Genomic DNA, 26,714 nt, shown 5'->3' on the forward strand with positions numbered 1-26,714 from the left:
CACCACAACCTCGTGGCAGTGTCATGTGGAAACGACGGACGTAGCCGTCGGCCGTACGGCCGGGGGACGGGGCCACCGCCCAAGGAGCGAAGCTGTGGATCTGGGAATTTCGGGCAAGACCGCGCTCGTCCTGGGCGGAGGTGGGGGTCTCGGCGGCGCGATCGCCCAGGCTCTCGCCGCGGAAGGCGCCGCTGTCGCCGTCGCGGACATCAGCCCACAGGCCGCCGAGCGTACCGCCGAGGCGGTGGCCGACGCGGGCGGGAAAGCCGTGCCCCTGGAATGGGATCTCGGGGACCTGGGCGCGATCGACCAGCACATCGCGGCAGTCGAAGGGGCGCTCGGTCCCGTGGACATCCTGGTCAACAACACGGGAGGGCCGCCGCCCTCGCCGGTTGCGGGGCAGGACCCTGAACTCTGGCTGCAGCACTTCCAGTCCATGGTGCTGTCCGTCATCGCGATCACGGACAGGGTCGTGCCGCTGATGCGCAGCCGCGGCTGGGGCAGGATCATCACCAGCGCCAGCTCGGGGGTGATCGCCCCCATCCCCAACCTGGGGCTGTCGAACGCCTTGCGGGGCAGCCTGCTCGGCTGGTCCAAGACGCTGGCCCGGGAAGTCGCGGCCGAGGGTGTCACCTGCAACGTGGTCGTTCCGGGACGGATCGGCACCCAGCGGATCAAGTTCCTCGACCAGGCCAAGGCCGATCGGGAGGGCAAGTCCGTCGCGGAGACGTCCGCCGAGAGCGTCGCGTCGATCCCTGTGGGCCGCTACGGCGAACCGCGGGAATACGCCGCCGCCGTCGCCTTCCTCGCAAGCGCCCAGGCCTCCTACATCACAGGCTCGGTCATTCGCGTCGACGGCGGACTCATCGCCAGCCTCTGAAAAAGACATCGGATTTCTGAGGAGGCAGAACAATGGCACCCCTGGACCGCAACACCCATGGTGTTTTCGCCATCGCACCAACGCCCTTCGACGAGGAAGGCGCAATCGATTTCGACTCACTCAGCCGACTCGTCGACTTCTACGGAGACGCCGGCGTCACCGGATTGACCCTCCTGGGCCAGATGGGCGAAGCACCCAAGCTGTCCCACGAGGAAAGCGTGCGCATCGTCCAGCACGTCATCAAGCGCACCGCTCTGCCGATCATCGTGGGCGTCTCCGCACCCGGCTACGCCGCCATGCGGGCTCTCGCGGTTGACGTCATGTCAGCCGGCGCCGAGGGCGTCATGATCGCCCCGCCGAACACGCTGCGTACCGACGACCAGATCGTGAGCTACTACGAGGGAGCGGCGGGCGCCATCGGCGCGGACGTGCCGTTCGTGATCCAGGACTATCCGCTGTCGTTCTCCGTCGTCATGTCCCCTGCCGTCATCGCCCGCATCGCGAACGCCGCGCCAGGGTGCGTGATGCTCAAGCACGAGGACTGGCCGGGCTTGGAGAAGATCAGCGCACTCCGGCAACTCGAAGCCGACGGAGCGATGCCCCGCCTGTCGATCCTGTGCGGAAACGGCGGTCTCTTCCTGGACTTCGAGACCGAACGCGGAGCCGACGGAGCGATGACGGGCTACTGCGTGCCCGAACTCCTCGTCGACGTCGTACGCCACACCGCCGCCGGCGATCGTGATGCCGCCCATGACGTCTTCGACGCCCACCTGCCCCTGCTGCGCTACGAACAGCAACCGGGCATCGGCCTGGCCGTGCGCAAGTACGTTATGAAGCGCCGCGGAATCCTGGCCTCCGACACCCAGCGCAAGCCCGGGGCCGCGCTGTCGGCGCGTGCCCGCACCGAGGTCGACTACTTGCTGTCCCGCCTCACCCGTAAGGACAGCAGGGTCGCACTCATGGCATGACGCACAGGTAACACCCCTCAGCAGCACAGCAGTACGGCACCACGTCACCTGGCCCCGCCCCACCAAACGTCCACCGCCACACTTCCTCCCCGGACAAGAGCACCGCCACCGCATCCGGCGGCCTGATGTTCTTGACCGGAGTGGGTCGACCGGACTGGCAGATTCAGCCTCGGAGATTCGGAGTGAGGTCACGAAGATTTACTTGGCAGTCTCGGGGACTGCGAGCAGGTTCAGATTCAGGAAGACCCGTCTCCTGTCTTCGACACGCGCTACGTGCCATGCCGACTGATCCTGAAGGACGCCTGATTTGTGGTCACAGCGCGAGTACTGGGCAACGCTCGGCCGAGTAGCTTGATCACATGCAGCTACGTCAGCTGGAGTACTTCCTCGCGGTCTGGGAGGCGGGCTCCTTCAGCGGAGCGGCCGCGCGGCTCTATGTCACCCAGCCTTCGCTGTCCCAGCAGATCGGGGCCCTGGAGAAGGAGCTGGGCGCGGTCCTGCTGGAGCGCGGCCGGCAAGGGGTGACGCCGACTCCCGCGGGCCGTGCCTTTCTGCCCCGTGCGCAGGATGTCGTCCGTGCGGTTCAAGACGCGCAGGACTCGGTGCGCGAGGTGGTGGAGGGCCGTCAGGGCGATGTCCACGTCCTGACCGTACGGTCCGTCGCCTCGGGGATCCTGCCGCCGTCCGCGGCGCGCTGGCACGCGACGTACCCCTCCACCGTGCTGAGACTGCACGACTACTCGCACCGCCGGGACCTCGAAGAGGCCATGCGCAGCGGCCAGGGCGACATCGCGGTCGGTCCACGGCCCGACCCGTGGGAGGGGCCCGTCATCTCCCTGGGATATGAGGAGATGGTGGTGACCGGCTCGGCCGAATACCCGGCGGGGGCAGCGGCTGATCCGACCGAACTGGCCGCTGCCGACTGGGTGCTCTATGAGCAGGAACAGGGCATGAGCGAGGTGGTGGACCGCCTGGCAGGGCACCTCGGGTTCACGCCGCGCGCCGTCGCACGCACGGGCCAGGTCTCCGCAGCGCTCCTGTTCGCGGTCGAGGGGATCGGCGTGACGGTGACACCGGAGAACGCGGTGCCGCTGCGCTGGTCGAGGCACGCCCGGCGGATCGGGCCCGGCTATTTCCGGGAGCTGGTGGTGTTCAGCAGAAAGCTCCCCTCCCAACTGGCCGAGCGGTACCGGGACATGCTCACCTCTTTGGAGCTCCCGCTCACTGCTGAACGGGATCTGCCCGAAGGGGCACTCCGCTTCTAGCGGCATGATGCCCAACTGGGCTCGCCGCGCAGGAAAGGGCCCCGGCTGCGAGCGAAGTGTGCCGGTCAGGCAGCCTTGCCGCCGACGCTGTCAGAACCTCGGTCCAGGGCCCCGAGCACGGCAATCCGTACGACGCCGGCGAGATCGGCCCAACTGGGATCACGGTTCGCCATCATGACGACGGTCACGGCGCCGAAGGCAGCGACGCCACGGACGTGCCGTTCCTCGTCCGTCCCCGCACGCTGACCGAATGCAGCCATCATGCATGTGCCGTGCGGCAGCCAGACGTTCTCACAGCCGCCTGCATCCGCCACTGCCTGGACGGTGCCCTGGGCGAACCCGTGCCGGGCGATCACGGAGGCAGCGACGTCGATCAACGCAGCGTCCATCTCCTCGCCGCTCACCTTCTGCATTTGACTTCACGAAGAATGGTTACCATCCTGGTCACTCAGTAACCAAAATGGTCACCCAAAGGGATGTGCACACCATGACGAACGACAACAAGCCCGCAGGAAGCAGGCTGGGGCCGCGGTTGTGGCTGACCCCGGCAGTCATCGTCACCGTGGTCATGGCTGCCCTGGCAGCGTTGTATCTGGGGTCAACGGTCAACTCCTCCAAAGACCTCAACGACTTTCCCGTAGCGGTCGTCAACGCCGATACCGGAGCCACCAACCCATCGGGGCAGCACATCAACGTCGGCGAGCAGATCTCCGACAGCCTGCGCAAGGGGGTCGATGACGACAAGTTCGATCTACGCTTCGTCAGCCTTGCCGCAGCGAAGGAGGACATGGGCAAGGGGAAGGTCTACGGCGCGATCGTTCTGCCCTCGGATCTGAGCAAGGAGCTGGTGGCTCTCACGGAGAGCGCGGCGACCGGTGGGGCCGCACAGCAGCCCGCGGTCACCGTGTACACCAATCCCCTCGCGAACACTTCCAGCACGTCCGTCGTCAATTCCTTCGCTTCTCAGGCGCTTGCCGAGGCGAACCAGACCGTGGGCGAGCAGCTGCTCGCCACTGCGACACAGGCCGGAAACAAGGCGGCATCCGGCAGCCAGTCCGTCACAGGAACAGCACGCATCGTTCTGTCCGAACCGATGCCGGTGCATGTCACGCCGTTCAAGGAGGTTCCCGACGGGACCGGCGGCGGCCTCTCGGCCTTCTACTACGCCCTCCTGCTGGCGCTGGCCGGGTTCACGGGCTCCCTGATCGCCACCAATCTCGTCGACTCCCAGCTCGGTTTCACTCCGTCGGAGATCGGTCCGCTCTACCGCATGGAAAGCCACTCGGGTCGCAGCCGCCTGGCCACCCTTGTTTTGAAGTGGGGAATCATGACGGGTATCGCGGTGCTCGTCAGCAGTGTCTATCTGGGGATCGCGGACTGGATCGGCATGCCGCTGGACCATCCAGGGGAGCTGTGGCTGTTCAGCGTGCTGAGCATCTCGGCCGTCGCAGTGGTTGCTCAGGCGATTCTCGCCCTGCTGGGCGGTCTGGGCATGGTGGTCAACCTCTTCCTCTTCATCGTGCTGTCGATCCCCAGCTCCGGGGGTACGACACCACTGGAAGCCATGCCCCCCTTCGTCCGCTTCCTCAGCTCGTTCGAACCCATGCACCAGATCTATCTGGGTACGCGCTCGATCCTGTACTTCGGAGCCACCTGGGATTCGGGGCTGGCGCGTGCCGTGTTGGCCGCCGTGATCGCGCTTATCCTCGGCCTCCTCGTCGGGGCCTTGGGTACTCATGCCTACGACCTCAAGGGGCTGGCCAGGAAGCACAGCGCCCCTGCCGTCGCCGGGCAGTGACGGACAGACTCCGCTGGGGATGTTCCACAGCATCCCCATAGGCGCACCACGAGCGGCTGTTTAACTCGCCCGTCCCGGGCACTGCAACGTTGAGTGCCCGGGGCAGACGGCTTTCCTCGCACAGGCACCGGTGGGCCGATTCGGCCGGCGCATTCGCCCTTGGCCGGGGCCGGCGGGTCGATCACGAGTCCCTGACAGCCTCGCAGGTAACGTCACGGCGGTATCCGCATCGTGATGGAGGGGTCTCGGCGGTCACCACCGGGACTCTCCAGCCACTGCACAAGATCACGCGCTCAGCACCAGCAGCTGTGGCACCGCCCCCTGCCGACCGAGATGACTCCGTAGGCGGGCGGCCTCAGGTTCGCATCGTCCTGGCTGGTCAGGCGTCGTCGCGCAGGTGGGCAAGCCCGCTGAGAAGGAGTTCGAGTCCGAAGGAGAATTCGTCCTCGATCGGAACGGGCATTGACGCGGCGACGGTGACGGTTGCCGGGAACAAGGCTGGATCGACGCCCTGAAAGACGGCGGACACTTGTGCGTCGTCGAGTTGCCCGCCGCGGCCATGGCCGTTGACCTGTATGGCGAATCCGAGGACGTAGCGGGCGAGGGTGGCATAGGCGTGCGCGGCCAGTCGCGGCGGGAAGCCGCTGGCGAGCAGTGCCGCGACACAGTGCTCCCGCAGCGCCATGGCGTTCGGCCCCAGGGGAATCTCTTCGACCATCAGGCGCGCGGCGTTCCGGTGCCGTGCCAGGGCCTCGAACATGGTGTGCGCAACCGTCCGCAGCGCTTGCTGCCAGCCCATCGCGAGGAGTTCGTCGCCATTCAGCTCCACGGCGCCGAACATACGGTCCACGACATGGGCGACCAGCGCTGCCCGGTTGTCGAAATGCCGGTACAGCGTCGCCGTGCCCGAGCCCAGGCGCTGGGCCAGCGTCCGCATCGAGAGACCGTCGGCCCCTTCATCGTCCACGATCTGCAGTGCGGTAGAGACGATGCGCTCCAGCGGCACGGGCGGACGCCCCGGGCGCCGAGCCGATGCCGTGGTCGCCCGCGTAGGACCAGGTGCAGCCACTGAACGTCTACCTCCTCGGCCAGCACCATAACAGCAACACCGTATCCACTTTGGAGATCGCCGGTTGGGCTTGGAGCGGCGACGCCCCCTTCGATCAGCCCATCGACGACGGCCCCGGGTCCTCGGGGAGCTGGAGACCGCCGAGCCGGAGAGCACAGAGGCGGTCCGCGTCTTCATCGCGGCCCAGTGCAACGTCTCGCACGCGGCGGACCGGCTCTACGTACACCGCAATACCCTGCTGCGCCGCCTCGCCCGTGCCGACCGGCACCTGCCGCGCCCGCTTGCGGCGAACGTCGTCGAGGTCGCTTCCGCCCTCGAGGTCCTGCGCCGGCGAGCTGGCTTCTGACGCGCGGGCGCATGCCAGGAATCCAACGGCCCCTTGACGCGGTCGGTGCCACTCGAAGTTCTGTTCTCGGCCAGTGTGGTGGGTATCGACCTGGGCGCTGTCGGCTCAGACGGCAGGTTCATGCCCGAACCTGTCACGGGGCGAGGGCCGCCGTGAAACCCACAGTGGGATTGGCCGGTGCCGGAGTCCCCGATGAGCCCTGACGAAGTGGTCGGCACTCTCTGGGACGGCGGTCAGCAAGGTGACCAGCTCGACCTCGTCGTGCGTGGCGACCTGATGGGGAGAGGACAGACGTGCGAGCATCCGCTGGACAGCGAGGGCGTCGAGATGGCCGCGCCGGAAACCGTCGACGCCGTCGCCGGTCGAGCCGACGGCGATCCGAACGTCCGGGACTTCGGCGGCGCGGGCACGCAGCAGCTCCGGCTCGGGGCGGCCGTGCACCCAGACCCATCGGGTCGCGGCGCCGGCGAGGACGGTGAGGCACCGCTGGTCGCCAGCGACGGCGGCGACCAACTCGGCGGCCCGGTCGACAGCGCCGAGGTCGGCGTCCGGTCTGTCGTTCCACACGACCACCGCTGTGTGCTCGCCCGCGAGCCGGTAGCCGATGCGCTGCTCGGCACGCGGCCGGAATCGGGGCGTCGTCGAGGAGCAGGCTGGCCGTCTCCAGCCGCTCCGCGTGGCTGCCCGAGGTGAGACCCTCGCGCTCACGCGCGATGTGCTCGGCGATCGCGGCCATGGTGTCGGCGACGAACGCCGAGATCGAGCGGGACGAGACGTCAAGCAACTCACGCAGTTCGGTCGGATCGGAAGTGAGGCTGAAACAGATCTCCGTCCACCGCAGCAGCGCCACCGCCTGCCCGGTGGGCGCCCCGGCCAACCTCTTGACGAAGGAGTCCTTCGAGCCGAGATCCTGAGCCGTCGTCACTGCCGGGCGGGTGCGGTCAGCAAGCCATGACGAGTGGCTCCTCGAGCCACGTCAGGCACCCTGCCCCGGCCGAACTGTACAAAGTGACGCAGCATTGCCTCAGCCGACGCTGCGCACTGGTCGCCGGGCCCGTTGTTCCGTACTGCAGCGCCGGCTACCCCGTCGCAGTGCCTCAATCACCCGTGCCGGCATCGCCGTTGCTCCTGTGGCCCAGTGCGCCAAGGCCCGCGGCAATCACCACATCGGTGCGCTCGGTCCACCTGGCCTCACGGTTCGCCATCATCGTGACGGTCACAGCACCGATCGCGGACACCACCCGCACATGCCGTTCCTCATCAGTCCAGACATCGGGATCGAAGGCTTCCATCAACATGCGCTGCGCCCCGGAGAGGCGCTGCATGATCTCGGGCTCTCGCGTCAGCCAGAAGGCGCCGACGATGAGCGCACCAGTCCCCGGCCACTCCTCGATCAGCTCGACCAGTGCACCGAGCAGGGCGGCGTCCCGCTCGAGCCCGACCGGGAGGCCCTCACCCGCAGCCGCCACTCGTGCGGCATGTTCCTCCGCGCGAGCCACCACGGCGTCCTGGATCCGCTCCTTCGAGCCAAAGCGCTTCAGCACAGCCGCCTTGGAGTAGCCGGCACCATCAGCGATCGCCTGCACGGGGCCCTGAGCGAACCCGTGCCGCGCAAAGACGAAGGCCGCCACGTCGATCAGGGCACGATCGATCTCCTCGCTGGTGGGCCTCACAGATGACTTCATGACCAAAGGTTACCGTTTCGGTCAGCAAGTGACCGAAACGGCAACACCGCCCTTCCTCCACATCACGGTCCCCATCGGGGATGTCACGGACCAGGACGATCTCAAGCGCGCGATCCAAGCGAGCCGCACGGCCATCTCCGCACCCGACCCCAGCAACAACTTCAAGTCCATCCCGGTCGCACGGAGCGCCGCCGCGCCCCTCCCGGCACTGCCCGAGCGGGCGCGCCCCCAAAGGACCCGCGGCAGCCGTAGGCGTCAGCGGACACGGCAACCGAGCACACTCTCCCCCTGATCTCGCCCACCACAGCGATCGCACGGCGGCCAGGGCTGCGGCCGGAAGGAAACCTCGCCGCGGAGGAGCGCTCCCCCGGAAGACGCAGAACAACCGCACCCCAGGTGCCTTCACTGCGAACGTGAGCTCCACGTACGTCTCACGGACAGCGTCGACGCCCCTGGACCACATGGACCTGACCTGCGCGAACGCGCGTGCCCTGGAATCCCCGGACGCCAGAAGACGGTGCGGACTACCTGCGCCAAGTGGTACCAGCCTCACTGTTCGCAACGATGAGCGAGTGATGCACCTGCAAGTGGAGTCGCCTGATCTCGCGGCGGCTCACATAGTCGACTCGTCTCTTCCGGGAGCAATTATCAAGAGTTGTGGGTGAGTTGACTTCAGCTTCTGTTGTGGTGGTTCAGGCCGGTCCCCGCCCCATCGGTGCCGTAAGGCGCCACCGCACTCCATCATCACCGCCCAAGGCGAAAGTGTCGGATTCCTCGTCCTTCAAGAACAGGACCGCAGTGAACACGTCCCCACAGACAAGGAACTCGCCGACGCCAAGAAGTACTCATGGATGCGCATCGCCCGCTTCGACTACACCCCTTCCAGCCGCCTGCGTTTCATGCTCTGCGGCGGCAACCCGCACCGCGCCAGCGAATGGACCGACCTCCCCGACCGGCCGCTGGAAGACCAACTCGCCGAGATCGTGCAAGAGATCGGTCTTCGCGGCGAAGCCGCGGAACGCAAACGCCTTGCAGACCAGCAAGCCAGAGAGGTGCAGCAAAAGCGCTGGGAAACCGCCATGCAGGAAGCCCGCGCAGCCTACGCCCACGCCTATCGCGTCAAACACCTCGGAGAACAGGCAGACGCCTGGCACCAGGTCAACCACCTGACCGAATACGTCACAGCAGTACGCGACCACGCCACATCACTGCCGCCCGGGCAGGAGCGGACCGAGATCGAGGCGTGGCTCGCATTCGCGGACGCGCACCTCAAACACCTCGCCGCATCGGTCTCAGCACCGAAACTGCCCACACCGCCGAAGCCCAGCGGCGACGACCTCAAGCCCTTCCTCGGCCACTGGAGCCCCTACGGGCCCCGCTCCTACTGAGCCTGGCTCCGCCCGCGGCCTAAGGAACGCGCCAAGAGGCGGAAGGGCGGCAACATAGCGGCGGATCGCCGGTTACCGAACCGGTGATCCGCCGAATACTTGGAGCTCCACCGCCACTCACTGACCAACCGCCGAAAGACAGAAAGCGGACCAGGGGAGCTCACACCGCCACGAGCCGGACCCGCTCGCCGCAGAGCTTGGCCATGTCGTCGATATCGGACGTCAGCATGACCACAGGGCGGTGCTGTCGCAGCGCGGCCTCAGCGACCGCCGCGTCGATCGCGTACTTGTGCCCGTGCAACCCGGCATTCATCAGCAACTTCGAGGCCGCCCTCGCCTCCTCATCGCCCACAGGGACGACTCGCAGCCCGGACAGCACCCAGTTCAGGCGGGACTTGTTCGTACGCGAGTGGACGGCCTCGATGATGGTGAGCGCACTGATCACGACCTCCATGCCGCGCGAGCGTGCCTCCGCGATCAGAGCCACCGCTTGCTCGTCGTCGGCGAGCAGCTTCGAGAGTCCCTCGCTGTCGAGGACCAGCGTCCCCTCGTGACTCAGCCTGCGGCGGGCCACTCGGCCTCCTCGGCGAACACCTCGTCGAAGACCTGCCGCGCCCGCTGCCGGGCCTGCTCGGAGACCGCCCCCTTGCGGCTCTCGTAGTCCGCCAGATACTCGTCCAGGACCTGCCCGCGCAGCTCACGCTCGACCGCCTCGGCGATGAACGCGGAGAACTCCCGCTTGCCCACCCGAGCCCGAATCGCCTCCGCGGTCCCCTCCGGCAGCGACAAGCTCACTCGCGTCGCCGGCCCTTCCCCGATGCCGTACGTCGTCTCAGCCATACCCCGAGTGTGTCAAACGAGTAGGAAAAGCGCCACGCCCGCACTACCTTCACACTCGGCCAGCGCCCCGCTCGCACAAATCCCAGCACGGGCATCCCCATCCCATCCCAGCACGGGAAAAACCAAGGGCCCGACCCCGAAGAGTCGGACCCTCTCTGACCTGCATGTTCGCCAGATCAACGACGTGGTGATATATCAGCCGCTACACGTTGAAGCGGAACTCCACCACGTCCCCGTCCTGCATCACATAGTCCTTGCCCTCCATCCGCGCCTTCCCCTTCGCGCGGGCCTCCGCAACCGAGCCGGTCTCCACCAAGTCGGCGAAGGAGATGACCTCGGCCTTGATGAAGCCCTTCTGGAAGTCGGTGTGGATGACGCCGGCGGCCTCGGGGGCGGTGGCGCCCTTCTTGATGGTCCAGGCGCGGGATTCCTTGGGGCCGGCCGTGAGGTAGGTCTGCAGGCCGAGGGTGTTGAAGCCGACGCGGGCGAGGGTGGCGAGGCCGGGCTCCTCGGCGCCGACCGACTCCAGGAGCTCCAGGGCGTCCTCCTCGTCGAGCTCGGCGAGGTCGGCCTCCAGCTTGGCGTTGAGGAAGATCGCCTCGGCGGGGGCGACCAGGGCGCGCTGCTCGGCCTTGAAGTCGTCGTCGACCAGCTCGTCCTCGTCCACGTTGAAGACGTAGAGGAAGGGCTTCGTCGTCAGGAGGTGCAGGTCGTGCAGGAGCTCCTCGTTGCCGGAGCCCTGGACGATGCCCGCGGAGAACAGCGTGTCGCCCTTCTCCAGGATCTCCTTGGCCTCCTCGACGGCCTTCACCTTCGGGGCGATGTCCTTCTTGATGCGCGACTCCTTCTGGAGGCGCGGCAGGACCTTCTCGATGGTCTGGAGGTCGGCAAGGATCAGCTCGGTGTTGATCGTCTCGATGTCGTCCTTGGGCGAGACCTTGCCGTCGACGTGGACGACGTTCTCGTCCTTGAAGGCGCGGATGACCTGGCAGATCGCGTCGGACTCACGAATGTTCGCGAGGAACTTGTTGCCCAGGCCCTCGCCCTCGGAGGCGCCGCGCACGATGCCCGCGATGTCGACGAAGTCGACGGTCGCCGGGAGGACGCGCTGGGAGGAGAAGATCTCGGCCAGTTTCGTCAGGCGGGCGTCGGGGACGCCGACCACACCCACGTTGGGCTCGATCGTGGCGAACGGGTAGTTGGCCGCCAGCACGTCGTTCTTGGTCAGGGCGTTGAACAGGGTCGACTTGCCGACATTCGGCAGACCGACGATTCCGATCGTGAGCGACACGTTGCGACTTCCCGTACGTGAGAGGACAAGGGCTGATGGGATGGGCTGGGCTGGGCCCGGTCCTTCTTCGATCTTCGGTGCGGACGGATCTTCGTCGCAGACAGATCTTCGATGCAGACGCACGGGCCGATCCACCAGTCTACGGCGTACCCGGCCCGACCCCGGCGCCCTATCGAACACCTGGCCAAGGTCGGCCCCAAGGTGTGTCTGACGGGCGATTCAGCACATAAACCGACCTAGGTTGGAGCAGTGGAGCAAGACAGGGCGCGACCTGCCGGGTCGCGTCGGGTGAGGGCGGATTCCCAGCGGACGGGGGCAGCGTGGAGCGGGGCGAAGGTCGTAGGGGGCGCGGCGAGGGCGGGTTCGTCCGCAGCGACGGCGGATTCGTCCGCGGTGAGGGCGGTTCCGCTCGGTCCGCCTGGCCTGCCCGGTCGTCCCGATCTGCCGCGGCCCGGTCGTCCGGGGCCCGGCTCGCCTCCCGGGCCACCCGGCCCGTCGCCCAGCGCCGCCCGGTTTCGGGTACGGCCCCGGCGGCAGCGGCCGTACGTCGGCCCGGTCCCTCCCCCGCGCCGCAGCCGCTACGGCGGTTTCCCAACCCCCGGCTCACCGGCCTGGGCAGCGGGCTGTTCTGCATGGCCGTGATGGTGCTGCTCGGCTACCTGGACGCGCTGCTCTTCGGGGCGTCGCTCACGGTGTACAGCGTGCTGTTCCTGCCGGTGTGTGTGCTGACCGCCGTGTGGGTGCGCAGGGGCGACCTGGTGAGTGCGCCGGTCGTCCTGCCGATCGCGTTCGCCGTGGGGCTGGTTCCGGTGGCCGACAACGGCGGGGGAATCAGCGGCCATCTGATGGGCATCTTCACCGCCCTCGCCACCCAGGCCGGATGGCTGTACGGGGGGACGCTGATCGCCGGTGCCATCGTGACCGTACGAAAGGTGCGCCTGATCGCACGCAGGGCTGCGGCCCGCCGCCGGTCGCCGTGACCGCCGGCCGGCCGTGTCCGCACAGCGGCCCCCGGCCGTCCTGCTAGCGGTCCCGCTCCGCCGCGTGCATCGCGGCCCCTACGATCCCCGCGTTGTTCTGCAGCTGGGCCGGGACGATCTCCGCCTTGATGCCCTCGATGTAGTGCAGGAACTTGTGGGACTTCCGGCTCACGCCGCCGCCGATGATGAACAGCTCCGGGGAGAACAGCATCTCGACATGGGCGAGGTACTTCTGGACGCGGCGGGCCCAGTGCTCCCAGGTCAGCTCCTCGTCCTCCTTGGCCTTGCTGGAGGCCTTCTTCTCGGCGTCGTGGCCGTGCAGTTCGAGGTGGCCCAGCTCGGTGTTGGGGACCAGGGCGCCGTTGAGGAACAGCGCGCTGCCGATGCCCGTGCCGAACGTGAGGAGGATCACGGTGCCCCGGCGGTCGCGGCCCGCGCCGAAGTGCATCTCGGCGACTCCGGCCGCGTCCGCGTCGTTGACCACCGTCACCGGGTGGCCGCCGAGACGGTCGCTGAACAACGCGCGCGCGTCGGTGTCGATCCAGCTCTTGTCGACGTTCGCCGCCGTGCGGATCGTGGATCCGTCGGTGACCACGCCGGGGAAGGTGAGCCCGACCGGCCCGGTCCAGCCGTAGTGCTCGACGACCTCCTTCACACCGTCGGCCACCCCGTCGGGCGTGGCCGGGTGCGGAGTGAGCACCTTGAAGCGCTCCTGAGCGAGGTCGCCCTTGTCCAGGTCCACCGGGGCGCCCTTGATCCCGGATCCACCGATGTCCAAACCGAAGATCTGCATGGCTCTACGTTACGACGGAGGACTGACAGTCACTCCACGGAGTCGCCGGAGCCCTCGGCCCCCGTGCGTTCGGCGATCAGCGCCGCCGCCTCCTCACGCAGATCGCGGCGGAGCTCCTTCGGCAGGGAGAAGGTGATGGACTCCTCGGCCGCCTTGACGAGTTCGACGTCGCCGTAGCCGCGCTGGGCGAGCCACTCCAGGACCTCCTCGACCAGCACCTCGGGGACGGAGGCGCCGGAGGTGACGCCGACCGTCGTCACGCCGTCCAGCCAGGCCTCGTCGATCTCGCTCGCGAAGTCCACGAGGTAGGCCTCGCGGGAGCCGGCCAGCTTGGCGACCTCGACGAGCCGCACGGAGTTGGAGGAGTTGCGCGAGCCGACCACGATGACCAGCTCGGCCTCGGCGCCCATCTGCTTCACGGCGAGCTGACGGTTCTGCGTGGCGTAGCAGATGTCGTCGCTCGGCGGGGAGATGAGCTGCGGGAACTTCTCCTTCAGCGCGTCGACGGTCTCCATGGTCTCGTCGACGGAGAGGGTGGTCTGAGACAGCCACACGATCTTCGACGGGTCGCGGACCTCGACCTTGGCGACATCGTCCGGGCCGTCGACGAGCTGGATGTGGTCGGGGGCCTCGCCCGACGTGCCGATGACCTCTTCGTGGCCCTCGTGCCCGATCAGGAGGATGTCGTAGTCCTCCTTGGCGAAGCGGACGGCTTCCTTGTGGACCTTGGTGACCAGCGGGCAGGTCGCGTCGATGGTGGCGAGCTGCCCGCGCGCGGCCTCTTCGTGGACGACGGGGGCCACGCCGTGTGCCGAGAACATCACGATGTTGCCCGGCGGCACCTCCTCCGTCCGCTCGACGAAGACGGCGCCCTTCTTCTCCAGGGTCTGTACGACGTACTTGTTGTGGACGATCTCGTGCCGGACGTACACCGGAGCGCCGTACTGCTCCAGGGCTTTCTCGACGGCGATCACGGCGCGGTCCACACCCGCGCAGTAGCCACGGGGGGCGGCGAGCAGGACACGGCGGCCAGGCGAAGCAGTCATGCGTCCCATCGTAAGGGTGCGTTCGGGGGCTCAAAGATCGTGCGGGTGACGGGTTGGTGGCGAGACTGGCGGTGGGCTGTGAGGGGTGGGGGCCGGGGCGACCGGCGAGGCGGGGGTGCAGGGGTGGGTGACTGGCCGGTGGGGGTGCAGGCCCTTGCTCTTCACCCCCGCCGCCCCTACCCGTCCCATCCCCCCAGGGGCTCCGCCCCTTCGACCCCGGCCCTCTTCTGGGGGCTGCCGCCCCCAGCCCCCCGCTTCGGCCCTTAAGGGGCCTCGTCCTCAAACGCCGGACGGGCTGAAAGACACGGGCCGGCGTTGTCGGTGGTGGCCGTTACTCTCGGCGCATGGCTCTGAACACGTCGCCCGAATCCCCGCTGCCCGTCGGTGAGGTGTCGCGGCTCATCGGGGGGTGGATCGACCGGCTCGGGGCCGTCTGGGTCGAGGGGCAGATCACGCAGTTGTCGCGGCGGCCCGGCGCCGGGGTCGTGTTTCTGACGTTGCGGGACCCGTCGTACGACATCTCCGTGAGTGTGACGGCGTATCGACAGGTCTTCGACTCCGTCGCCGACGTGGTGAGCGAGGGCGCCCGCGTCGTCGTACTCGCCAAGCCCGAGTGGTACGCCCCGCGCGGCCAGCTCTCCCTGCGCGCCACCGAGATAAAGCCCGTCGGCGTCGGCGAGCTGCTCGCCCGGCTGGAGATGCTCAAGAAGGCCCTCGCCGCCGAGGGACTGTTCGCGCCGGAGCGGAAGAAGGCCCTCCCCTTCCTCCCCCAGCTCATCGGCCTCGTCTGCGGCCGCGCCTCCGCCGCCGAGCGCGACGTGCTGGAGAACGCCCGCCACCGCTGGCCCGCCGTCCGCTTCGAGGTGCGCAACGTCCCCGTGCAGGGCGTGCACGCGGTCCCGCAGGTCGTGCAGGCCGTCAAGGAGCTGGACGAGATCGACGACGTTGACGTGATCATCGTCGCGCGTGGCGGCGGGAGCGTCGAGGATCTGCTGCCCTTCTCCGACGAGCAGCTCGTCCGGGCCGTCGCCTCCTGCCGTACCCCCGTCGTGTCCGCCATCGGCCACGAGCCCGACAACCCTCTCCTCGACCACGTCGCCGACCTGCGCGCCTCCACCCCCACCGACGCCGCCAAGAAGGTCGTACCGGACGTCGGCGAGGAGTACGAGCGGGTGCGGATGCTGCGCGACCGCGCCCGGCGGTGTGTCGAGGCGCTCATCGCGCGGGAGGAGCGCGGGCTCGCGCATGCCCTCGCGCGGCCGTCGATAGAGGATCCGCACCGGATGATCGACGAACGCGCCGACCACGTGGCCTCCCTCCTCGACCGCGGCCGCCGCTGCCTGGGCCACCTCCTCGACCGCGCCGATTCGGAGCTGACGCACACACGCGCGCGCGTGGTGGCCCTCTCCCCCGCGGCGACGCTGAAGCGGGGGTACGCGGTGCTGCAGAAGGCCGACGGGCACGTGGTCCGTGACCCGGGCGAGGTGACCGCGGACGAGGCACTGCGGGCGCGGGTCGCCGAGGGCGAGTTCTCCGTACGGGTCGATGGACCAAGTGACGCAACGAGCGATGCATAGGGTGGGCGAATGACCAGCAAGGTGGAAGAGGCACTGGGCTACGAGCAGGCCCGGGACGAGCTGATCGAGGTCGTACGGCGGCTGGAGGCGGGCGGTACGACGCTGGAGGAGTCCCTCGCGCTGTGGGAGCGCGGCGAGGAGCTGGCCAAGGTGTGCCGGCGCTGGCTGGACGGGGCGCGGGCCCGCCTGGACGCGGCGCTCGCCGAGGAGGCCGAGGCCGAGCGAGAAGAGGCCGCGGGCGACTCGTGACCCTCGTGAGTCATGCGTGAGTCGAGTCGAGCGTGAGCCATGGCTGGGCTGTGAAGCGGATCACCACACCCTCTCCTTAGTTGAACCTTGAACTTCCCTCGCGTACCGTTGACCACGAAACCGGTCCACGGTCCGTTTACGCGTTCGACGCTCCACGCACGACGCACAACCCCGAGAAGGTTCACGCATGTCTCTCGCCCTTGACCCCGCCGCCCAGGACCTGCTGTTCCGCGAGGCCCGTACCGCGAACACGTTCACCGACGAGCCGGTCACCGAGGAGCAGGTCCAGGCGATCTACGACCTGGTCAAGTACGGCCCCACCGCCTTCAACCAGACCCCGCTGCGCATCACCCTGGTCCGCTCCGCCGAGGCCCGTGAGCGCCTGGTGCAGCACATGGCCGAGGGCAACCAGGCCAAGACCGCCACCGCCCCGCTGGTCGCGATCCTGTCCGCGGACAACGAGTTCCACGAGGAGCTGCCGGCCCTGTTCCCGGCCTTCCCGCAGGCCAAGGACCTCTTCTTCAGCGAGCGCTCCGCCCGCGAGAACGCCGCCGGGCTGAACGCCGCCCTCCAGGCCGCGTACTTCATCGTGGGCGTCCGCGCCGCCGGGCTGGCCGCCGGCCCGATGACCGGCTTCGACTTCGAGGGCGTCCGCAAGGAGTTCCTGGACGACGACCACACCCCGCTGATGGTCGTCAACATCGGCAAGCCGGGCGCCGACGCCTGGTACCCGCGCTCCCCGCGCCTGGAGTTCGACCAGGTCGTCACGACGGTCTGACCCGACCGCACACCACCGACCGCACACGACGAAGGCCCCCGGCGACAACACCGGGGGCCTTCGCCATGACCTTCGCGGTCACTCCGTCTTCAGGGCCTTCGCCATCTGCGTCAGCTGCTCGAACGATCCCGTGCCCGCCACCACGGTCGTCGCGCCCTTCTCCTGGTGCACGAGCGCGTCGTAGCGGCCACCCGTGTACCGCGTCCAGGTCCGGTCGCCGATCTCCTCGGTGACCTCTGTCGCCCGCCCGCCCTGGGTGGCCTTCTCCAGGAACGTCGACGGCTTCTCGGCCGACTGCTCGACCTGCACGTAGTCGCCACCGGGGATGTGGTAGCCGAGATGCCAGGCATCGAAGTCGTCGCCCTTGAACCGGACGGACGTCGCCTTCCAGGTGTCCGGCAGGCCCTGGGGCGCGGCCACCGCGTACGACGCCGCGCGGCGGGCCGTCAGCAGCTCCACGCGGTAGTCGACCCGGGGGAGGTCGGGAGTGCCGTTGTCATGGGGGACGAAGAGATAGATGACCCCCGCCGCGAGCACGGTCACTCCGAGGGAGAGGACCATGTTCCGGACCGACTTCTGCTTACCGTTCGAACCTGCCACGCCCCCTATCGTCGCAGGTGCCCAGGCCTGCTCATCCGTGGGGCCCCCTGCTCATTCTGTCCACCCGAGGATAGAGTCAGGGTCGTCACCCTCATCCGGCCGTCGTCGTATCAGAAAGGTGCGCTCCGATGACCGAGAATCATCATCTGCCGTCCGAACTCGAGGTCCCTTCCGAGGCCCCCGACCGCAACCTCGCCCTGGAACTCGTCCGCGTCACCGAGGCCGCCGCCATGGCCGCGGGTCGCTGGGTCGGGCGCGGGGACAAGAACGGCGCCGACGGAGCCGCCGTACGTGCCATGCGCAGTCTCGTCTCCACCGTCTCGATGAACGGCGTCGTCGTCATCGGCGAGGGCGAGAAGGACGAGGCGCCCATGCTCTTCAACGGGGAGCGGGTCGGCGACGGCACCGGTCCCGAATGCGACATCGCCGTCGATCCGATCGACGGGACCACACTGACCGCGAAGGGCATGCCGAACGCGATCGCCGTCCTCGCGGCTGCGGATCGCGGCTCCATGTTCGACCCGTCCGCCGTGTTCTACATGGACAAGCTCGTCACCGGTCCCGAGGCCGCCGACTTCGTCGACATCAACGCGCCCGTGTCCGTCAACATCCGCCGGGTCGCGAAGGCGAAGCGGTCGACGCCGGAGGACGTCACCGTGGTCATCCTCGACCGGCCTCGGCACGAAGGCATCATCAAGGAGATCCGGGACGCCGGCGCACGCATCAAGCTGATCTCCGACGGCGATGTCGCGGGGTCGATCTACGCGCTGCGTGAGGGCACCGGCGTCGACATGCTGCTCGGTATCGGCGGTACGCCGGAGGGCATCATCTCGGCGTGTGCCGTGAAGTGTCTCGGCGGGACCATCCAGGGCAAGCTGTGGCCCAAGGACGACGAGGAGCGCCAGCGGGCGATCGATGCCGGGCACGACCTGGATCGGGTGCTGCTGACCGATGACCTGGTCGCCGGGGACAACGTGTTCTTCGTCGCGACCGGTATCACCGACGGCGAGTTGCTGCGTGGTGTGCGGTACCGGTCGGAGACCGCGACGACCGACTCGATCGTGATGCGGTCGAAGTCGGGGACGGTGCGGAAGATCGATTCCGAGCACCGGTTGAGCAAGCTGCGGGCGTACAGCGCGATCGACTTCGACCGCGCGAAGTAGTGGTTCGACCGCGCGAACTAGTGGGTGGCGCCTAGCAGCTCGGGAACTGCGGACCGTCGGCGGCTGCGGGTGATTCGTGGCTGGTCGCGCAGTTCCTGACCGCGCCCCCTGACAGAACTGCACAGCCGAAGAGGGCGCCCCCGGTGCGGAGGGGGCGCCTTCTTCGTCATTGCTTCTCAGCCCGCCTGTGCTATCCGGTCCGTCGTCCTCGTCGCCTTCTTCAGTTCCATGTCGCGGCGGCGGCGCCTCGCCAGGACCACTCGGCGTTCCGCGGCGGTGAGGCCGCCCCAGACGCCGTAGGGCTCGGGCTGGAGGAGGGCGTGTTCGCGGCACTCGACCATGACCGGACAGCGGGCGCAGACCCGCTTGGCCGCCTCCTCACGGGAGAGGCGGGCCGCGGTGGGCTCTTTGGAGGGGGCGAAGAACAGGCCGGCCTCGTCGCGGCGGCACACGGCCTCTGTGTGCCATGGGGCGTCTTGGTCCCTGTCTCGCACTGGCACCCGCTGGGCCGGAACGGCAGCTACCTGCAGGGACGAATGCGGCGGTTGCAGCACGGTCTACTCCTGACGACGGCTTCGCGAGCGAGAGACGATGCAGCAAGGTCTACCCGCTGTACGCGCGCCTATGCAGTCAGTTCCGAACCGCTGGATTTCGGGGGGTACTGCGCGCTGCTGTGCGACGACCGCGAGCGGAACACGGGCCCGTGGAGGCCGGTTCTCTTCACAACCGTCAATGATCCAGATGCTTGCGCAAACCCTTGTCGACCTTGCGCTGCACACGATCCAGAATGTCCGCGACGAGCCTCCCCCGCTTCGCCCTGCCCTCGATGCTGCCGAGCACGGCCCAGCCGTCGACGTGGACGATCGGCGCCTCGGGGTCCTCCGCGTCGAGCGCGTCCACCTCGAAACTGCCGAGGACACCGCCGCCCGCGCCACGCAGCGAGACGTTCTCCGGGACGCGGACCTCGACGCTGCCGAAGACCGAGAACGCGCGGATCACGACGTGCTGGTACTCGAAGAGCGCCTCGCTGAGATCTATCTCCACACTGCCGAAGATCGCGTACGCGTGGATACGGCGGCCCGCGCGCCAGCGGCCCTTGCGGACGGCGCTACTGAAGACCGCGACCACGTTGTCGTCGGGGTCGGCGGGGATCGCGGCGGGGGCGGGGCGGCCGGGGGGCGGGAGGTGGGGTGCGCGGCGCTGGTGGGCGGCGGGCAGGTCCCGTATGAACGCGTCCAGTTCGCCGACCGTCTTGGCCGCCAGCACGCCCTCGACCCGCTCGGCGTGCTCGTCGGCGGTGAGGCGGCCCTCGGCCAGGGCGTCGCGCAGGATGTCGGCGATCCGGTCGCGGTCGGCGTCGGAGGCGCGGAGCTCGGTGCGGGCAGCGGGCGCGGTCTGCTTCTGAAGGTCCACCACAGCAGCGTACCCAAACACGATAGATCGCGATAGCCCCTGTCCGGATCACCCACCGGGCATCGAACTGAGCCTTACCTCACAAGCTCGCCGTCAGCGCCAGGTTCTACGCTGGTGGACGCTTGCCAATGGAGGCTGGCCGCGCTGTCTGTTTAGTGAGGAATGGGCGACATGCCTGAGTTCGCGTACACCGATCTGCTCCCCATGGGAGAGGACACCACCCCGTACCGGCTGGTGACCTCCGAAGGTGTCTCCACCTTCGAGGCCGACGGGCGGACGTTCCTCAAGGTGGAGCCCGAGGCGCTGCGCAAGCTGGCCGAGGAGGCCATCCACGACATCCAGCACTACCTGCGGCCCGCGCACCTCGCCCAGCTGCGGCGCATCATCGACGACCCGGAAGCCTCCAGCAACGACAAGTTCGTCGCGCTGGACCTGCTGAAGAACGCGAACATCGCGGCGGCGGGCGTCCTGCCGATGTGCCAGGACACCGGTACGGCGATCGTCATGGGCAAGCGCGGGCAGAACGTGCTGACCGAGGGCGGCGACGAAGAGGCCCTGTCGCGCGGCATCTACGACGCGTACCTGAACCTCAACCTGCGCTACTCGCAGATGGCCCCGCTCACCATGTGGGACGAGAAGAACACCGGCTCCAACCTCCCCGCCCAGATCGAGCTGTACGCCACCGACGGCGGCGCCTACAAGTTCCTCTTCATGGCGAAGGGCGGCGGCTCGGCCAACAAGTCCTTCCTGTACCAGGAGACGAAGGCCGTCCTGAACGAGGCCTCCATGATGAAGTTCCTGGAGGAGAAGATCCGCTCGCTGGGTACGGCCGCCTGCCCGCCGTACCACCTGGCGATCGTCGTCGGCGGTACGTCCGCCGAGTACGCGCTGAAGACCGCGAAGTACGCCTCCGCGCACTACCTGGACGAGATCCCGGCCGAGGGCTCGCCGCTCGGGCACGGCTTCCGGGACAAGGAGCTGGAGGACAAGGTCTTCGAGCTCACGCAGAAGATCGGGATCGGGGCACAGTTCGGCGGCAAGTACTTCTGCCACGACGTGCGCGTGGTGCGCCTGCCCCGGCACGGCGCCTCCTGCCCGGTCGCCATCGCCGTCTCCTGCTCCGCCGACCGTCAGGCCGTCGCGAAGATCACCGCCGAGGGCGTCTTCCTGGAGCAGTTGGAGACGGACCCGGCGCGGTTCCTGCCGGAGACGACCGACGAGCACCTGGACGAGTCCTCCGACGTCGTCAGGATCGACCTCAACCAGCCGATGGACGACATCCTCGCCGAGCTCACCAAGTACCCGGTGAAGACCCGGCTTTCCCTCACCGGCCCGCTGGTCGTGGCCCGTGACATCGCGCACGCCAAGATCAAGGAGCGGCTGGACGCGGGCGAGGAGATGCCGCAGTACCTGAAGGACCACCCGGTGTACTACGCCGGGCCCGCGAAGACCCCCGAGGGCTACGCCTCCGGCTCGTTCGGCCCGACGACGGCCGGTCGTATGGACAGCTACGTCGAGCAGTTCCAGGCGGCGGGCGGCTCCAAGGTCATGCTGGCCAAGGGCAACCGCAGCAAGCAGGTCACCGACGCGTGCGACTCCCACGGCGGCTTCTACCTCGGCTCCATCGGCGGCCCCGCCGCCCGCCTCGCCCAGGACTGCATCAAGAAGGTCGAGGTCGTCGAGTACGAGGAGCTCGGCATGGAGGCCGTCTGGAAGATCGAGGTCGAGGACTTCCCGGCGTTCATCGTGGTCGACGACAAGGGCAACGACTTCTTCCAGGACCCGGCGCCGGCGCCGACGTTCACGTCGATTCCGGTGCGGGGACCGGGGCTGGCGTAGTTCCTTGGGTGCGGCGGGAAACCCCGCTCCTCAAACGCCGGACGGGCTGAGCAGTTCAGCCCGTCCGGCGTTTGAGGACGAGGCCCCTTAGGGGCGGCGGGGGCGAAAATCCTCGGGCGAGCCACGAATGGGCCAAGCCCAGGAACAACCCCGCCGCACGCCATGCTTACCCAGGTATGAGCGACTACCGCATCGAGCACGACTCCATGGGCGAGGTCCGCGTCCCGGCGGACGCCAAGTGGCGGGCGCAGACCCAGCGTGCCGTCGAGAACTTCCCCATCTCCGGGCAGCGCATCGAACGGGCCCACATCGAGGCCCTCGCCCGGATCAAGGGGGCCGCCGCGGCCGTGAACGCGCGCCTCGGCGTGCTCGACAAGGACATCGCCGAGGCGATCCAGGATGCGGCGGTCGAGGTCGCCGGGGGGCGGTGGGACGAGCACTTCCCGATCGACGTGTTCCAGACCGGGTCCGGCACCTCGTCCAACATGAACACCAACGAGGTCATCGCCACACTCGCCACCGAGCGGCTCGGGCGGGACGTCCACCCCAACGACCACGTCAACGCCTCGCAGTCCTCCAACGACGTCTTCCCGTCCTCCATCCACATCGCCGCCACCGCCGCCGTCACCCGCGACCTGGTCCCGGCCCTGGAGCACCTCGCCGCCGCACTGGAGCGCAAGGCCGAGGAGTTCGCCGATGTCGTGAAGTCGGGGCGGACCCATCTCATGGACGCCACGCCCGTGACGCTCGGCCAGGAGTTCGGCGGTTACGCCGCCCAGATCCGGTACGGCGTCGAGCGGCTGCACGCCTCCCTCCCCCGCCTCGCCGAACTCCCCCTCGGCGGCACGGCGGTGGGCACCGGCATCAACACGCCCCCAGGCTTCTCCGCCGCCGTCATCGAGGAGGTGGCCCGCGTCACCGGGCTGCCGCTCACCGAGGCGCGGGACCACTTCGAGGCGCAGGGCGCTCGTGACGGCATCGTCGAGACCAGCGGGCAGCTCAGGACCATCGCGGTGGGCCTCACGAAGATCGCGAACGACCTGCGGTGGATGTCGTCCGGTCCGCGCACCGGGCTCGCCGAGATCTCCCTCCCCGACCTCCAGCCGGGGTCCTCGATCATGCCCGGCAAGGTCAACCCCGTCATCCCCGAGGCCGTCCTCATGGTCGCCGCACAGGTCATCGGCAACGACGCCACCGTGGCCACCGCCGGAGCCGCCGGAAACTTCGAGCTGAACGTGATGCTTCCGGTCATCGCAAGGAACGTCCTGGAGTCGATCCGGCTGCTCGCCAACGCCTCCCGGCTGCTGGCCGACCGCACCGTCGACGGCATCGTCGCCCACCGCGAACGGGCGCTGGAGTACGCCGAGTCGTCACCCTCCGTGGTCACGCCGCTCAACAAGTACATCGGGTACGAGGAGGCCGCCAAGGTCGCCAAGAAGGCGCTCGCGGAGCGGCGGACGATCCGCCAAGTCGTCCTGGAGAACGGGTACGTGGAGCGCGGTGACCTCACGCTTCAGCAGCTGGACGAGGCCCTTGATGTCCTGCGGATGACACGGCCGTAACCCTTCGTCGCCGGAAGGTCGCTGCGGGCGTGAACCATGACACGTGTCGCAGCGTCGTATGCCTGTGGCACCTAATATCTGTTCATGGCAGACGGTGGAGCGGTGACGACGGAAGTGGAAGCGGGCGGCTCGACGGGCTTCTGGGCGCCCGGGACGCAGATCCTGTGGCGGTACCGGGAGAACGCCGGCCGCCGCTTCCACATCGCGCGTCCCGTCACCGTCGTACGGGACGACGACGAGCTTCTCGCCGTATGGCTGGCTCCGGGCACGGAGTGCGTCAAGCCGGTGCTGGCCGATGGAACATCGGTGCACTTGGAGCCCCTTGAGACGCGGTACACCAAGCCGCGTTCCGTCCAGCGCGACCGCTGGTTCGGGACCGGGGTGCTGAAGCTCGCTCGGCCCGGCGAGCCCTGGTCGGTGTGGTTGTTCTGGGATCCAGGGTGGCAGTTCAAGAACTGGTACGTGAACCTTGAGGAACCACTGGCCCGTTGGGCGGGCGGGGTGGACTCCGAGGACCACTTCCTCGACATCTCCGTGCACCCGGACCGCAGTTGGCACTGGCGGGACGAGGACGAGTTCGCGCAGGCCCAGCGGGACGGGCTGATCGACGCACGGCTCGCCGCGCGGGTGCGGGAGGCGGGGCGGGAGGCGGTGGAGGTGATCCGCGCCTGGGGGCCTCCGTTCGCCGACGGTTGGCCGCACTGGCGCCCGGATCCCTCCTGGGCTGTACCTTCTTTGCCTGAGGACTGGGATCGCACGCCCGCGCACCTGTCCTCATGAGACTCTTGATGCGCCCCCGGGCAACAAACGTAGGATCGTCCTCCGCAAGGGCGCGCAAGAGCAACTACCGGAGTGCGCGCCGGGCTTGACCGATCGTCACCGAGGGGCGGCAGGACGTGAGCGAGGGTTACCAGGGCAACGCCGGTACGGCCAGACGGTCGACCGGCGGCACAGGAACTGCCTCTGGCCACGCGGGAATTCCGTTCCTGGGGCATGTATTCCGGGTATCGGAGTTTCGGCGGGACGAACTGCACGCATGGCGCGCAGCCCCGGACGGATGGATTCGAAAGGCGTGACGGAGCAGCCGACCTCCTTCGAACGCCCCGAGACGGGCGTCGACCCCGCGGAGTCCCGCGGGGCGCTTGTGCGTTCCTCGACACCGTCGACGAGGCACTCCACGCCGTCGCACAACCCTGGCGACGGCGCCCGCGGCGGCAGCGCCGCCTTACCCGTACAGGCGCGCGCCGGAGAGACCCCCTCCACGCCGGGCACCACCACGCCGTCCGGCCCGAGCAAGGAGCCCCCAGTCATCGCCGGCAACGGCCCCGAGCACTCACAGCCCTCCGTCGCCGCCGAGCCCGACACACACCGGCCGCGGCCCGTGACGGAGGCCATACCGCCCCAGCCTGGCACCGAGCAGTCGCAGGCGTCCGCCGAGCGGCGCACCGGGCAGGGCGTGACGCCCGGGCGGCCCACGCCGATGCGCCGGGACGGTGACCGGCTGCGCTTCGTCGGCGCCGCGACCCGGCGGATCGCGCGCGGTATCGACCTGGACGAGATCGTGATGGGGCTGTGCCGGGCGACCGTGCCGACCTTCTCCGACGCGATCCTCGTCTACCTGCGCGACCCCCTCCCCGTCGGCGACGAACGGCCCACCGGCCCCGTCGTCCTGCGCCTGCGCCGCACGGACCGCATCCCCGAGGAACGGGACACCGACGGCGGCTTCCTGCCCGCGCAGGCCCAGCCGGAGCCGACGGAGCTGGCCGAGTTGTCGGCCCTGACCGCCGAGTTGTGCGAGGTCCGCCCCGGCGGCGCGCTCGCCGAGGTCCTGCGCGGCGTACGCCCCGTCTTCGCCGACGCACCCGCAGCCCGCGCCGCCCTGCCCGAACTCCTCGGCGACGACGGCGAACTGATCATCCCCGACGGACAACGCGCCATCCTCGCCCCCCTACGAGGCCGCCGCCGCGTCATCGGCGCCGCCGTCTTCCTACGCCGCCCCGACCGCCTCGCCTTCGAACCCGACGACCTCCTCGTCGCCGCCCAACTCGCCACCCACAGCGCCCTCGGCATCGACAAAGCCGTCCTCTACGGCCGCGAGGCCTACATCGCCGACGAACTCCAGCGCACCATGCTGCCCGAAACACTCCCCCGCCCCACCGGCGTCCGGCTCGCCTCCCGCTACCTCCCCGCCGCCGAAACCGCCCGCGTCGGCGGCGACTGGTACGACGCGATCCCCCTGCCCGGCAGCCGCGTCGCCCTGGTCGTCGGCGACGTCATGGGCCACTCCATGACCTCGGCCGCGATCATGGGCCAACTGCGCACCACCGCCCAGACCCTCGCCGGCCTCGACCTGCCCCCACAAGAAGTCCTCCACCACCTCGACGAACAGGCCCAACGCCTGGGCACCGACCGCATGGCCACCTGCCTGTACGCCGTCTACGACCCCGTATCCCACCGCATCACCATCGCCAACGCCGGCCACCCACCACCCGTCCTGCTCCACCTCGGCGGCCGGGCAGAAGTACTCCGCGTTCCCGCGGGCGCCCCGATCGGCGTCGGCGGCGTCGACTTCGAGGCCGTGGAACTGGACGCGCCGGCCGGAGCGACGCTGCTTCTGTACACCGACGGCCTGGTCGAGTCCCGGCTGCGCGACGTCTGGACCGGCATAGAGCAACTACGCGAAAAGCTCGCCGCGACCGCCCAGCTCACCGGACCCGACCACCCCCCGCCCCTCGAAGCCCTCTGCGACGAAGTCCTCGACATGCTCGGCCCCGGCGACCGCGACGACGACATCGCCCTGCTCGCCGCCCGCTTCGACGGCATCGCCCCCAGCGACGTCGCCTACTGGTTCCTCGAGCCCGAAGACGCCGCCCCCGGCCGCGCCCGCCGCCTCGCCCGACGCGCCCTGGCCCGCTGGGGACTGGAAGAACTCACCGACTCCGTCGAACTCCTCGTCAGCGAAGTCGTCACCAACGCCGTCCGCTACGCCACCCGACCCGTCACCCTGCGCCTGCTACGCACCGACGTCCTGCGCTGCGAAGTCGGCGACGACGTACCGCAGTTGCCGCGGTTGCGCCAAGCCCGCGCCACCGACGAAGGCGGACGCGGCCTCTACCTCGTCAACCGACTCGCCCGCCGCTGGGGCGCCACCCGCCTCAGCACCGGCAAAGTCGTCTGGTTCGAG

27 protein-coding genes are annotated in these 26,714 nt (G+C 68.8%); 15 read left to right on the top strand and 12 right to left on the bottom strand.

The annotated features are described in order from the left end of the window. Window positions 1-94 precede the first annotated feature (94 nt). The 3 genes from BLU79_RS18570 to BLU79_RS18580 all read left to right on the top strand — a co-directional run bounded on the left by BLU79_RS18570 (window position 95) and on the right by BLU79_RS18580 (window position 3,113). Window positions 95-880 carry an SDR family oxidoreductase gene (locus BLU79_RS18570; protein ID WP_093906898.1) on the top strand — a complete coding sequence of 262 codons (786 nt, stop codon included), beginning with the start codon at window positions 95-97 and terminating at the stop codon, window positions 878-880. Between the two features lie 32 nt (window positions 881-912). Beyond that, window positions 913-1,848: a dihydrodipicolinate synthase family protein gene (locus BLU79_RS18575; RefSeq protein WP_093906899.1), complete on the top strand. Its 936-nt coding sequence runs from the start codon at window positions 913-915 to the stop codon at window positions 1,846-1,848. A 359-nt stretch (window positions 1,849-2,207) separates the two neighbouring features. After that, complete coding sequence (locus BLU79_RS18580) at window positions 2,208-3,113, top strand: LysR family transcriptional regulator (RefSeq protein WP_093906900.1); 906 nt, start codon at window positions 2,208-2,210, stop codon at window positions 3,111-3,113. 65 nt (window positions 3,114-3,178) lie between these two features. On the opposite strand, the gene BLU79_RS48270 is transcribed toward BLU79_RS18580, so the two are convergent. Further along, on the bottom strand, window positions 3,179-3,526 hold the full coding sequence (locus tag BLU79_RS48270; RefSeq protein WP_177001068.1) for a hypothetical protein: 348 nt from the start codon (window positions 3,524-3,526) through the stop codon (window positions 3,179-3,181). A 74-nt stretch (window positions 3,527-3,600) separates the two neighbouring features. On the opposite strand from BLU79_RS48270, the gene BLU79_RS18585 reads away from it, so the two are divergent. Continuing rightward, window positions 3,601-4,911 (top strand): YhgE/Pip domain-containing protein, encoded by a 1,311-nt coding sequence (locus BLU79_RS18585; protein WP_177001069.1) that lies wholly within the window; start codon window positions 3,601-3,603, stop codon window positions 4,909-4,911. 379 nt (window positions 4,912-5,290) lie between these two features. Here the strand turns inward: BLU79_RS18585 and BLU79_RS18590 are convergent, their stop codons facing one another. Further along, on the bottom strand, window positions 5,291-5,917 hold the full coding sequence (locus tag BLU79_RS18590; protein ID WP_093906902.1) for a TetR/AcrR family transcriptional regulator: 627 nt from the start codon (window positions 5,915-5,917) through the stop codon (window positions 5,291-5,293). A gap of 133 nt (window positions 5,918-6,050) precedes the next feature. On the opposite strand from BLU79_RS18590, the gene BLU79_RS18595 reads away from it, so the two are divergent. Then, a complete protein-coding gene (locus BLU79_RS18595) occupies window positions 6,051-6,326 on the top strand; it encodes a helix-turn-helix domain-containing protein (RefSeq protein ID WP_256333373.1) in 276 nt (91 codons plus the stop codon). Window positions 6,327-6,431: 105 nt separating this feature from the next. Here BLU79_RS18595 and BLU79_RS48275 read toward each other — a convergent pair whose 3' ends face one another. Both BLU79_RS48275 and BLU79_RS18610 read right to left on the bottom strand, forming a co-directional pair. Continuing rightward, a complete protein-coding gene (locus BLU79_RS48275) occupies window positions 6,432-7,115 on the bottom strand; it encodes a hypothetical protein (protein ID WP_371131888.1) in 684 nt (227 codons plus the stop codon). 308 nt (window positions 7,116-7,423) lie between these two features. Beyond that, on the bottom strand, window positions 7,424-8,011 hold the full coding sequence (locus BLU79_RS18610) for a TetR/AcrR family transcriptional regulator (RefSeq protein ID WP_093906906.1): 588 nt from the start codon (window positions 8,009-8,011) through the stop codon (window positions 7,424-7,426). An 851-nt stretch (window positions 8,012-8,862) separates the two neighbouring features. Here BLU79_RS18610 and BLU79_RS49095 point away from each other — a divergent pair. Next, window positions 8,863-9,399 (top strand): hypothetical protein, encoded by a 537-nt coding sequence (locus BLU79_RS49095; protein ID WP_256333374.1) that lies wholly within the window; start codon window positions 8,863-8,865, stop codon window positions 9,397-9,399. A 160-nt stretch (window positions 9,400-9,559) separates the two neighbouring features. On the opposite strand, the gene BLU79_RS18625 is transcribed toward BLU79_RS49095, so the two are convergent. From BLU79_RS18625 to ychF, 3 genes are all read right to left on the bottom strand, one after another. Beyond that, a complete protein-coding gene (locus BLU79_RS18625; RefSeq protein WP_093906907.1) occupies window positions 9,560-9,973 on the bottom strand; it encodes a PIN domain-containing protein in 414 nt (137 codons plus the stop codon). Continuing rightward, on the bottom strand, window positions 9,955-10,239 hold the full coding sequence (locus BLU79_RS18630; protein ID WP_093906908.1) for a hypothetical protein: 285 nt from the start codon (window positions 10,237-10,239) through the stop codon (window positions 9,955-9,957). Before BLU79_RS18630 ends, BLU79_RS18625 begins: the two co-directional genes overlap by 19 nt. A 202-nt stretch (window positions 10,240-10,441) precedes the next feature. Then, window positions 10,442-11,530, bottom strand: a complete 1,089-nt coding sequence (ychF, locus tag BLU79_RS18635; protein WP_093906909.1) for a redox-regulated ATPase YchF — start codon at window positions 11,528-11,530, stop codon at window positions 10,442-10,444. A 320-nt stretch (window positions 11,531-11,850) separates the two neighbouring features. Here ychF and BLU79_RS49100 point away from each other — a divergent pair, with 320 nt between their 5' ends. Further along, window positions 11,851-12,510, top strand: coding sequence for a DUF6542 domain-containing protein (locus BLU79_RS49100; RefSeq protein WP_256333375.1), 660 nt, complete (start codon window positions 11,851-11,853; stop codon window positions 12,508-12,510). Between the two features lie 43 nt (window positions 12,511-12,553). Here the strand turns inward: BLU79_RS49100 and ppgK are convergent, their stop codons facing one another. Together ppgK and BLU79_RS18650 are read right to left on the bottom strand one after the other, a co-directional pair. Continuing rightward, a complete protein-coding gene (ppgK, locus tag BLU79_RS18645; protein WP_093906910.1) occupies window positions 12,554-13,303 on the bottom strand; it encodes a polyphosphate--glucose phosphotransferase in 750 nt (249 codons plus the stop codon). 29 nt (window positions 13,304-13,332) lie between these two features. Continuing rightward, window positions 13,333-14,358, bottom strand: a complete 1,026-nt coding sequence (locus tag BLU79_RS18650; protein ID WP_093906911.1) for a 4-hydroxy-3-methylbut-2-enyl diphosphate reductase — start codon at window positions 14,356-14,358, stop codon at window positions 13,333-13,335. A 335-nt stretch (window positions 14,359-14,693) separates the two neighbouring features. Here BLU79_RS18650 and xseA point away from each other — a divergent pair, with 335 nt between their 5' ends. The 3 genes from xseA (at window position 14,694) to BLU79_RS18665 (ending at window position 16,953) form a co-directional block, all read left to right on the top strand. After that, the gene (gene xseA, locus BLU79_RS18655; RefSeq protein WP_093906912.1) at window positions 14,694-15,926 is read left to right on the top strand and encodes an exodeoxyribonuclease VII large subunit; all 1,233 of its coding nucleotides are present in this window, start codon (window positions 14,694-14,696) and stop codon (window positions 15,924-15,926) included. Window positions 15,927-15,935: 9 nt separating this feature from the next. Continuing rightward, window positions 15,936-16,175, top strand: a complete 240-nt coding sequence (locus BLU79_RS18660) for an exodeoxyribonuclease VII small subunit (RefSeq protein WP_093906913.1) — start codon at window positions 15,936-15,938, stop codon at window positions 16,173-16,175. A 187-nt stretch (window positions 16,176-16,362) separates the two neighbouring features. Continuing rightward, entirely contained in the window at window positions 16,363-16,953 is a 591-nt protein-coding gene (locus BLU79_RS18665) for a malonic semialdehyde reductase (RefSeq protein WP_093906914.1), read from the top strand. Window positions 16,954-17,031: 78 nt separating this feature from the next. Here BLU79_RS18665 and BLU79_RS18670 read toward each other — a convergent pair whose 3' ends face one another. Next, window positions 17,032-17,553: a DUF4245 domain-containing protein gene (locus BLU79_RS18670; protein WP_093906915.1), complete on the bottom strand. Its 522-nt coding sequence runs from the start codon at window positions 17,551-17,553 to the stop codon at window positions 17,032-17,034. 128 nt (window positions 17,554-17,681) lie between these two features. Between BLU79_RS18670 and glpX the strand changes: the two genes are divergently transcribed. Then, entirely contained in the window at window positions 17,682-18,716 is a 1,035-nt protein-coding gene (gene glpX, locus BLU79_RS18675) for a class II fructose-bisphosphatase (protein ID WP_093906916.1), read from the top strand. 176 nt (window positions 18,717-18,892) lie between these two features. Here glpX and BLU79_RS18680 read toward each other — a convergent pair whose 3' ends face one another. Beyond that, window positions 18,893-19,270: a WhiB family transcriptional regulator gene (locus BLU79_RS18680; protein WP_093906917.1), complete on the bottom strand. Its 378-nt coding sequence runs from the start codon at window positions 19,268-19,270 to the stop codon at window positions 18,893-18,895. A 175-nt stretch (window positions 19,271-19,445) separates the two neighbouring features. Then, window positions 19,446-20,129 (bottom strand): DUF1707 SHOCT-like domain-containing protein, encoded by a 684-nt coding sequence (locus BLU79_RS18685; protein ID WP_093906958.1) that lies wholly within the window; start codon window positions 20,127-20,129, stop codon window positions 19,446-19,448. A gap of 171 nt (window positions 20,130-20,300) precedes the next feature. Between BLU79_RS18685 and BLU79_RS18690 the strand changes: the two genes are divergently transcribed. From BLU79_RS18690 to BLU79_RS18705, 4 genes are all read left to right on the top strand, one after another. Beyond that, a complete protein-coding gene (locus BLU79_RS18690) occupies window positions 20,301-21,968 on the top strand; it encodes a fumarate hydratase (RefSeq protein WP_177001070.1) in 1,668 nt (555 codons plus the stop codon). 176 nt (window positions 21,969-22,144) lie between these two features. After that, window positions 22,145-23,530, top strand: a complete 1,386-nt coding sequence (locus BLU79_RS18695) for a class II fumarate hydratase (protein WP_093906919.1) — start codon at window positions 22,145-22,147, stop codon at window positions 23,528-23,530. A gap of 84 nt (window positions 23,531-23,614) precedes the next feature. Further along, window positions 23,615-24,310: a cytidylyl-2-hydroxypropylphosphonate hydrolase gene (locus tag BLU79_RS18700; protein ID WP_177001071.1), complete on the top strand. Its 696-nt coding sequence runs from the start codon at window positions 23,615-23,617 to the stop codon at window positions 24,308-24,310. A 277-nt stretch (window positions 24,311-24,587) separates the two neighbouring features. Beyond that, window positions 24,588-26,714 (top strand): SpoIIE family protein phosphatase (locus BLU79_RS18705; protein ID WP_371131889.1); only part of this gene is annotated, 2,127 nt, incomplete at its 3' end.

This window comes from Streptomyces sp. cf386 (assembly GCF_900103585.1).
Classification (GTDB): Bacteria; Actinomycetota; Actinomycetes; order Streptomycetales; family Streptomycetaceae; genus Streptomyces.

Coding starts and splice junctions, on each gene's coding strand:
- BLU79_RS18575 (WP_093906899.1), top strand. CDS start 913: ATGGCACCCCTGGACCGCAACACCCATGGTGTTTTCGCCATCGCACCA.
- BLU79_RS18580 (WP_093906900.1), top strand. CDS start 2,208: ATGCAGCTACGTCAGCTGGAGTACTTCCTCGCGGTCTGGGAGGCGGGC.
- BLU79_RS48270 (WP_177001068.1), bottom strand. CDS start 3,526: ATGCAGAAGGTGAGCGGCGAGGAGATGGACGCTGCGTTGATCGACGTC.
- BLU79_RS18585 (WP_177001069.1), top strand. CDS start 3,601: ATGACGAACGACAACAAGCCCGCAGGAAGCAGGCTGGGGCCGCGGTTG.
- BLU79_RS18610 (WP_093906906.1), bottom strand. CDS start 8,011: ATGAAGTCATCTGTGAGGCCCACCAGCGAGGAGATCGATCGTGCCCTG.
- BLU79_RS49095 (WP_256333374.1), top strand. CDS start 8,863: ATGCGCATCGCCCGCTTCGACTACACCCCTTCCAGCCGCCTGCGTTTC.
- BLU79_RS18630 (WP_093906908.1), bottom strand. CDS start 10,239: ATGGCTGAGACGACGTACGGCATCGGGGAAGGGCCGGCGACGCGAGTG.
- ppgK (WP_093906910.1), bottom strand. CDS start 13,303: ATGCAGATCTTCGGTTTGGACATCGGTGGATCCGGGATCAAGGGCGCC.
- BLU79_RS18650 (WP_093906911.1), bottom strand. CDS start 14,358: ATGGGACGCATGACTGCTTCGCCTGGCCGCCGTGTCCTGCTCGCCGCC.
- xseA (WP_093906912.1), top strand. CDS start 14,694: ATGGCTCTGAACACGTCGCCCGAATCCCCGCTGCCCGTCGGTGAGGTG.
- BLU79_RS18660 (WP_093906913.1), top strand. CDS start 15,936: ATGACCAGCAAGGTGGAAGAGGCACTGGGCTACGAGCAGGCCCGGGAC.
- BLU79_RS18665 (WP_093906914.1), top strand. CDS start 16,363: ATGTCTCTCGCCCTTGACCCCGCCGCCCAGGACCTGCTGTTCCGCGAG.
- glpX (WP_093906916.1), top strand. CDS start 17,682: ATGACCGAGAATCATCATCTGCCGTCCGAACTCGAGGTCCCTTCCGAG.
- BLU79_RS18690 (WP_177001070.1), top strand. CDS start 20,301: ATGCCTGAGTTCGCGTACACCGATCTGCTCCCCATGGGAGAGGACACC.
- BLU79_RS18695 (WP_093906919.1), top strand. CDS start 22,145: ATGAGCGACTACCGCATCGAGCACGACTCCATGGGCGAGGTCCGCGTC.
- BLU79_RS18700 (WP_177001071.1), top strand. CDS start 23,615: ATGGCAGACGGTGGAGCGGTGACGACGGAAGTGGAAGCGGGCGGCTCG.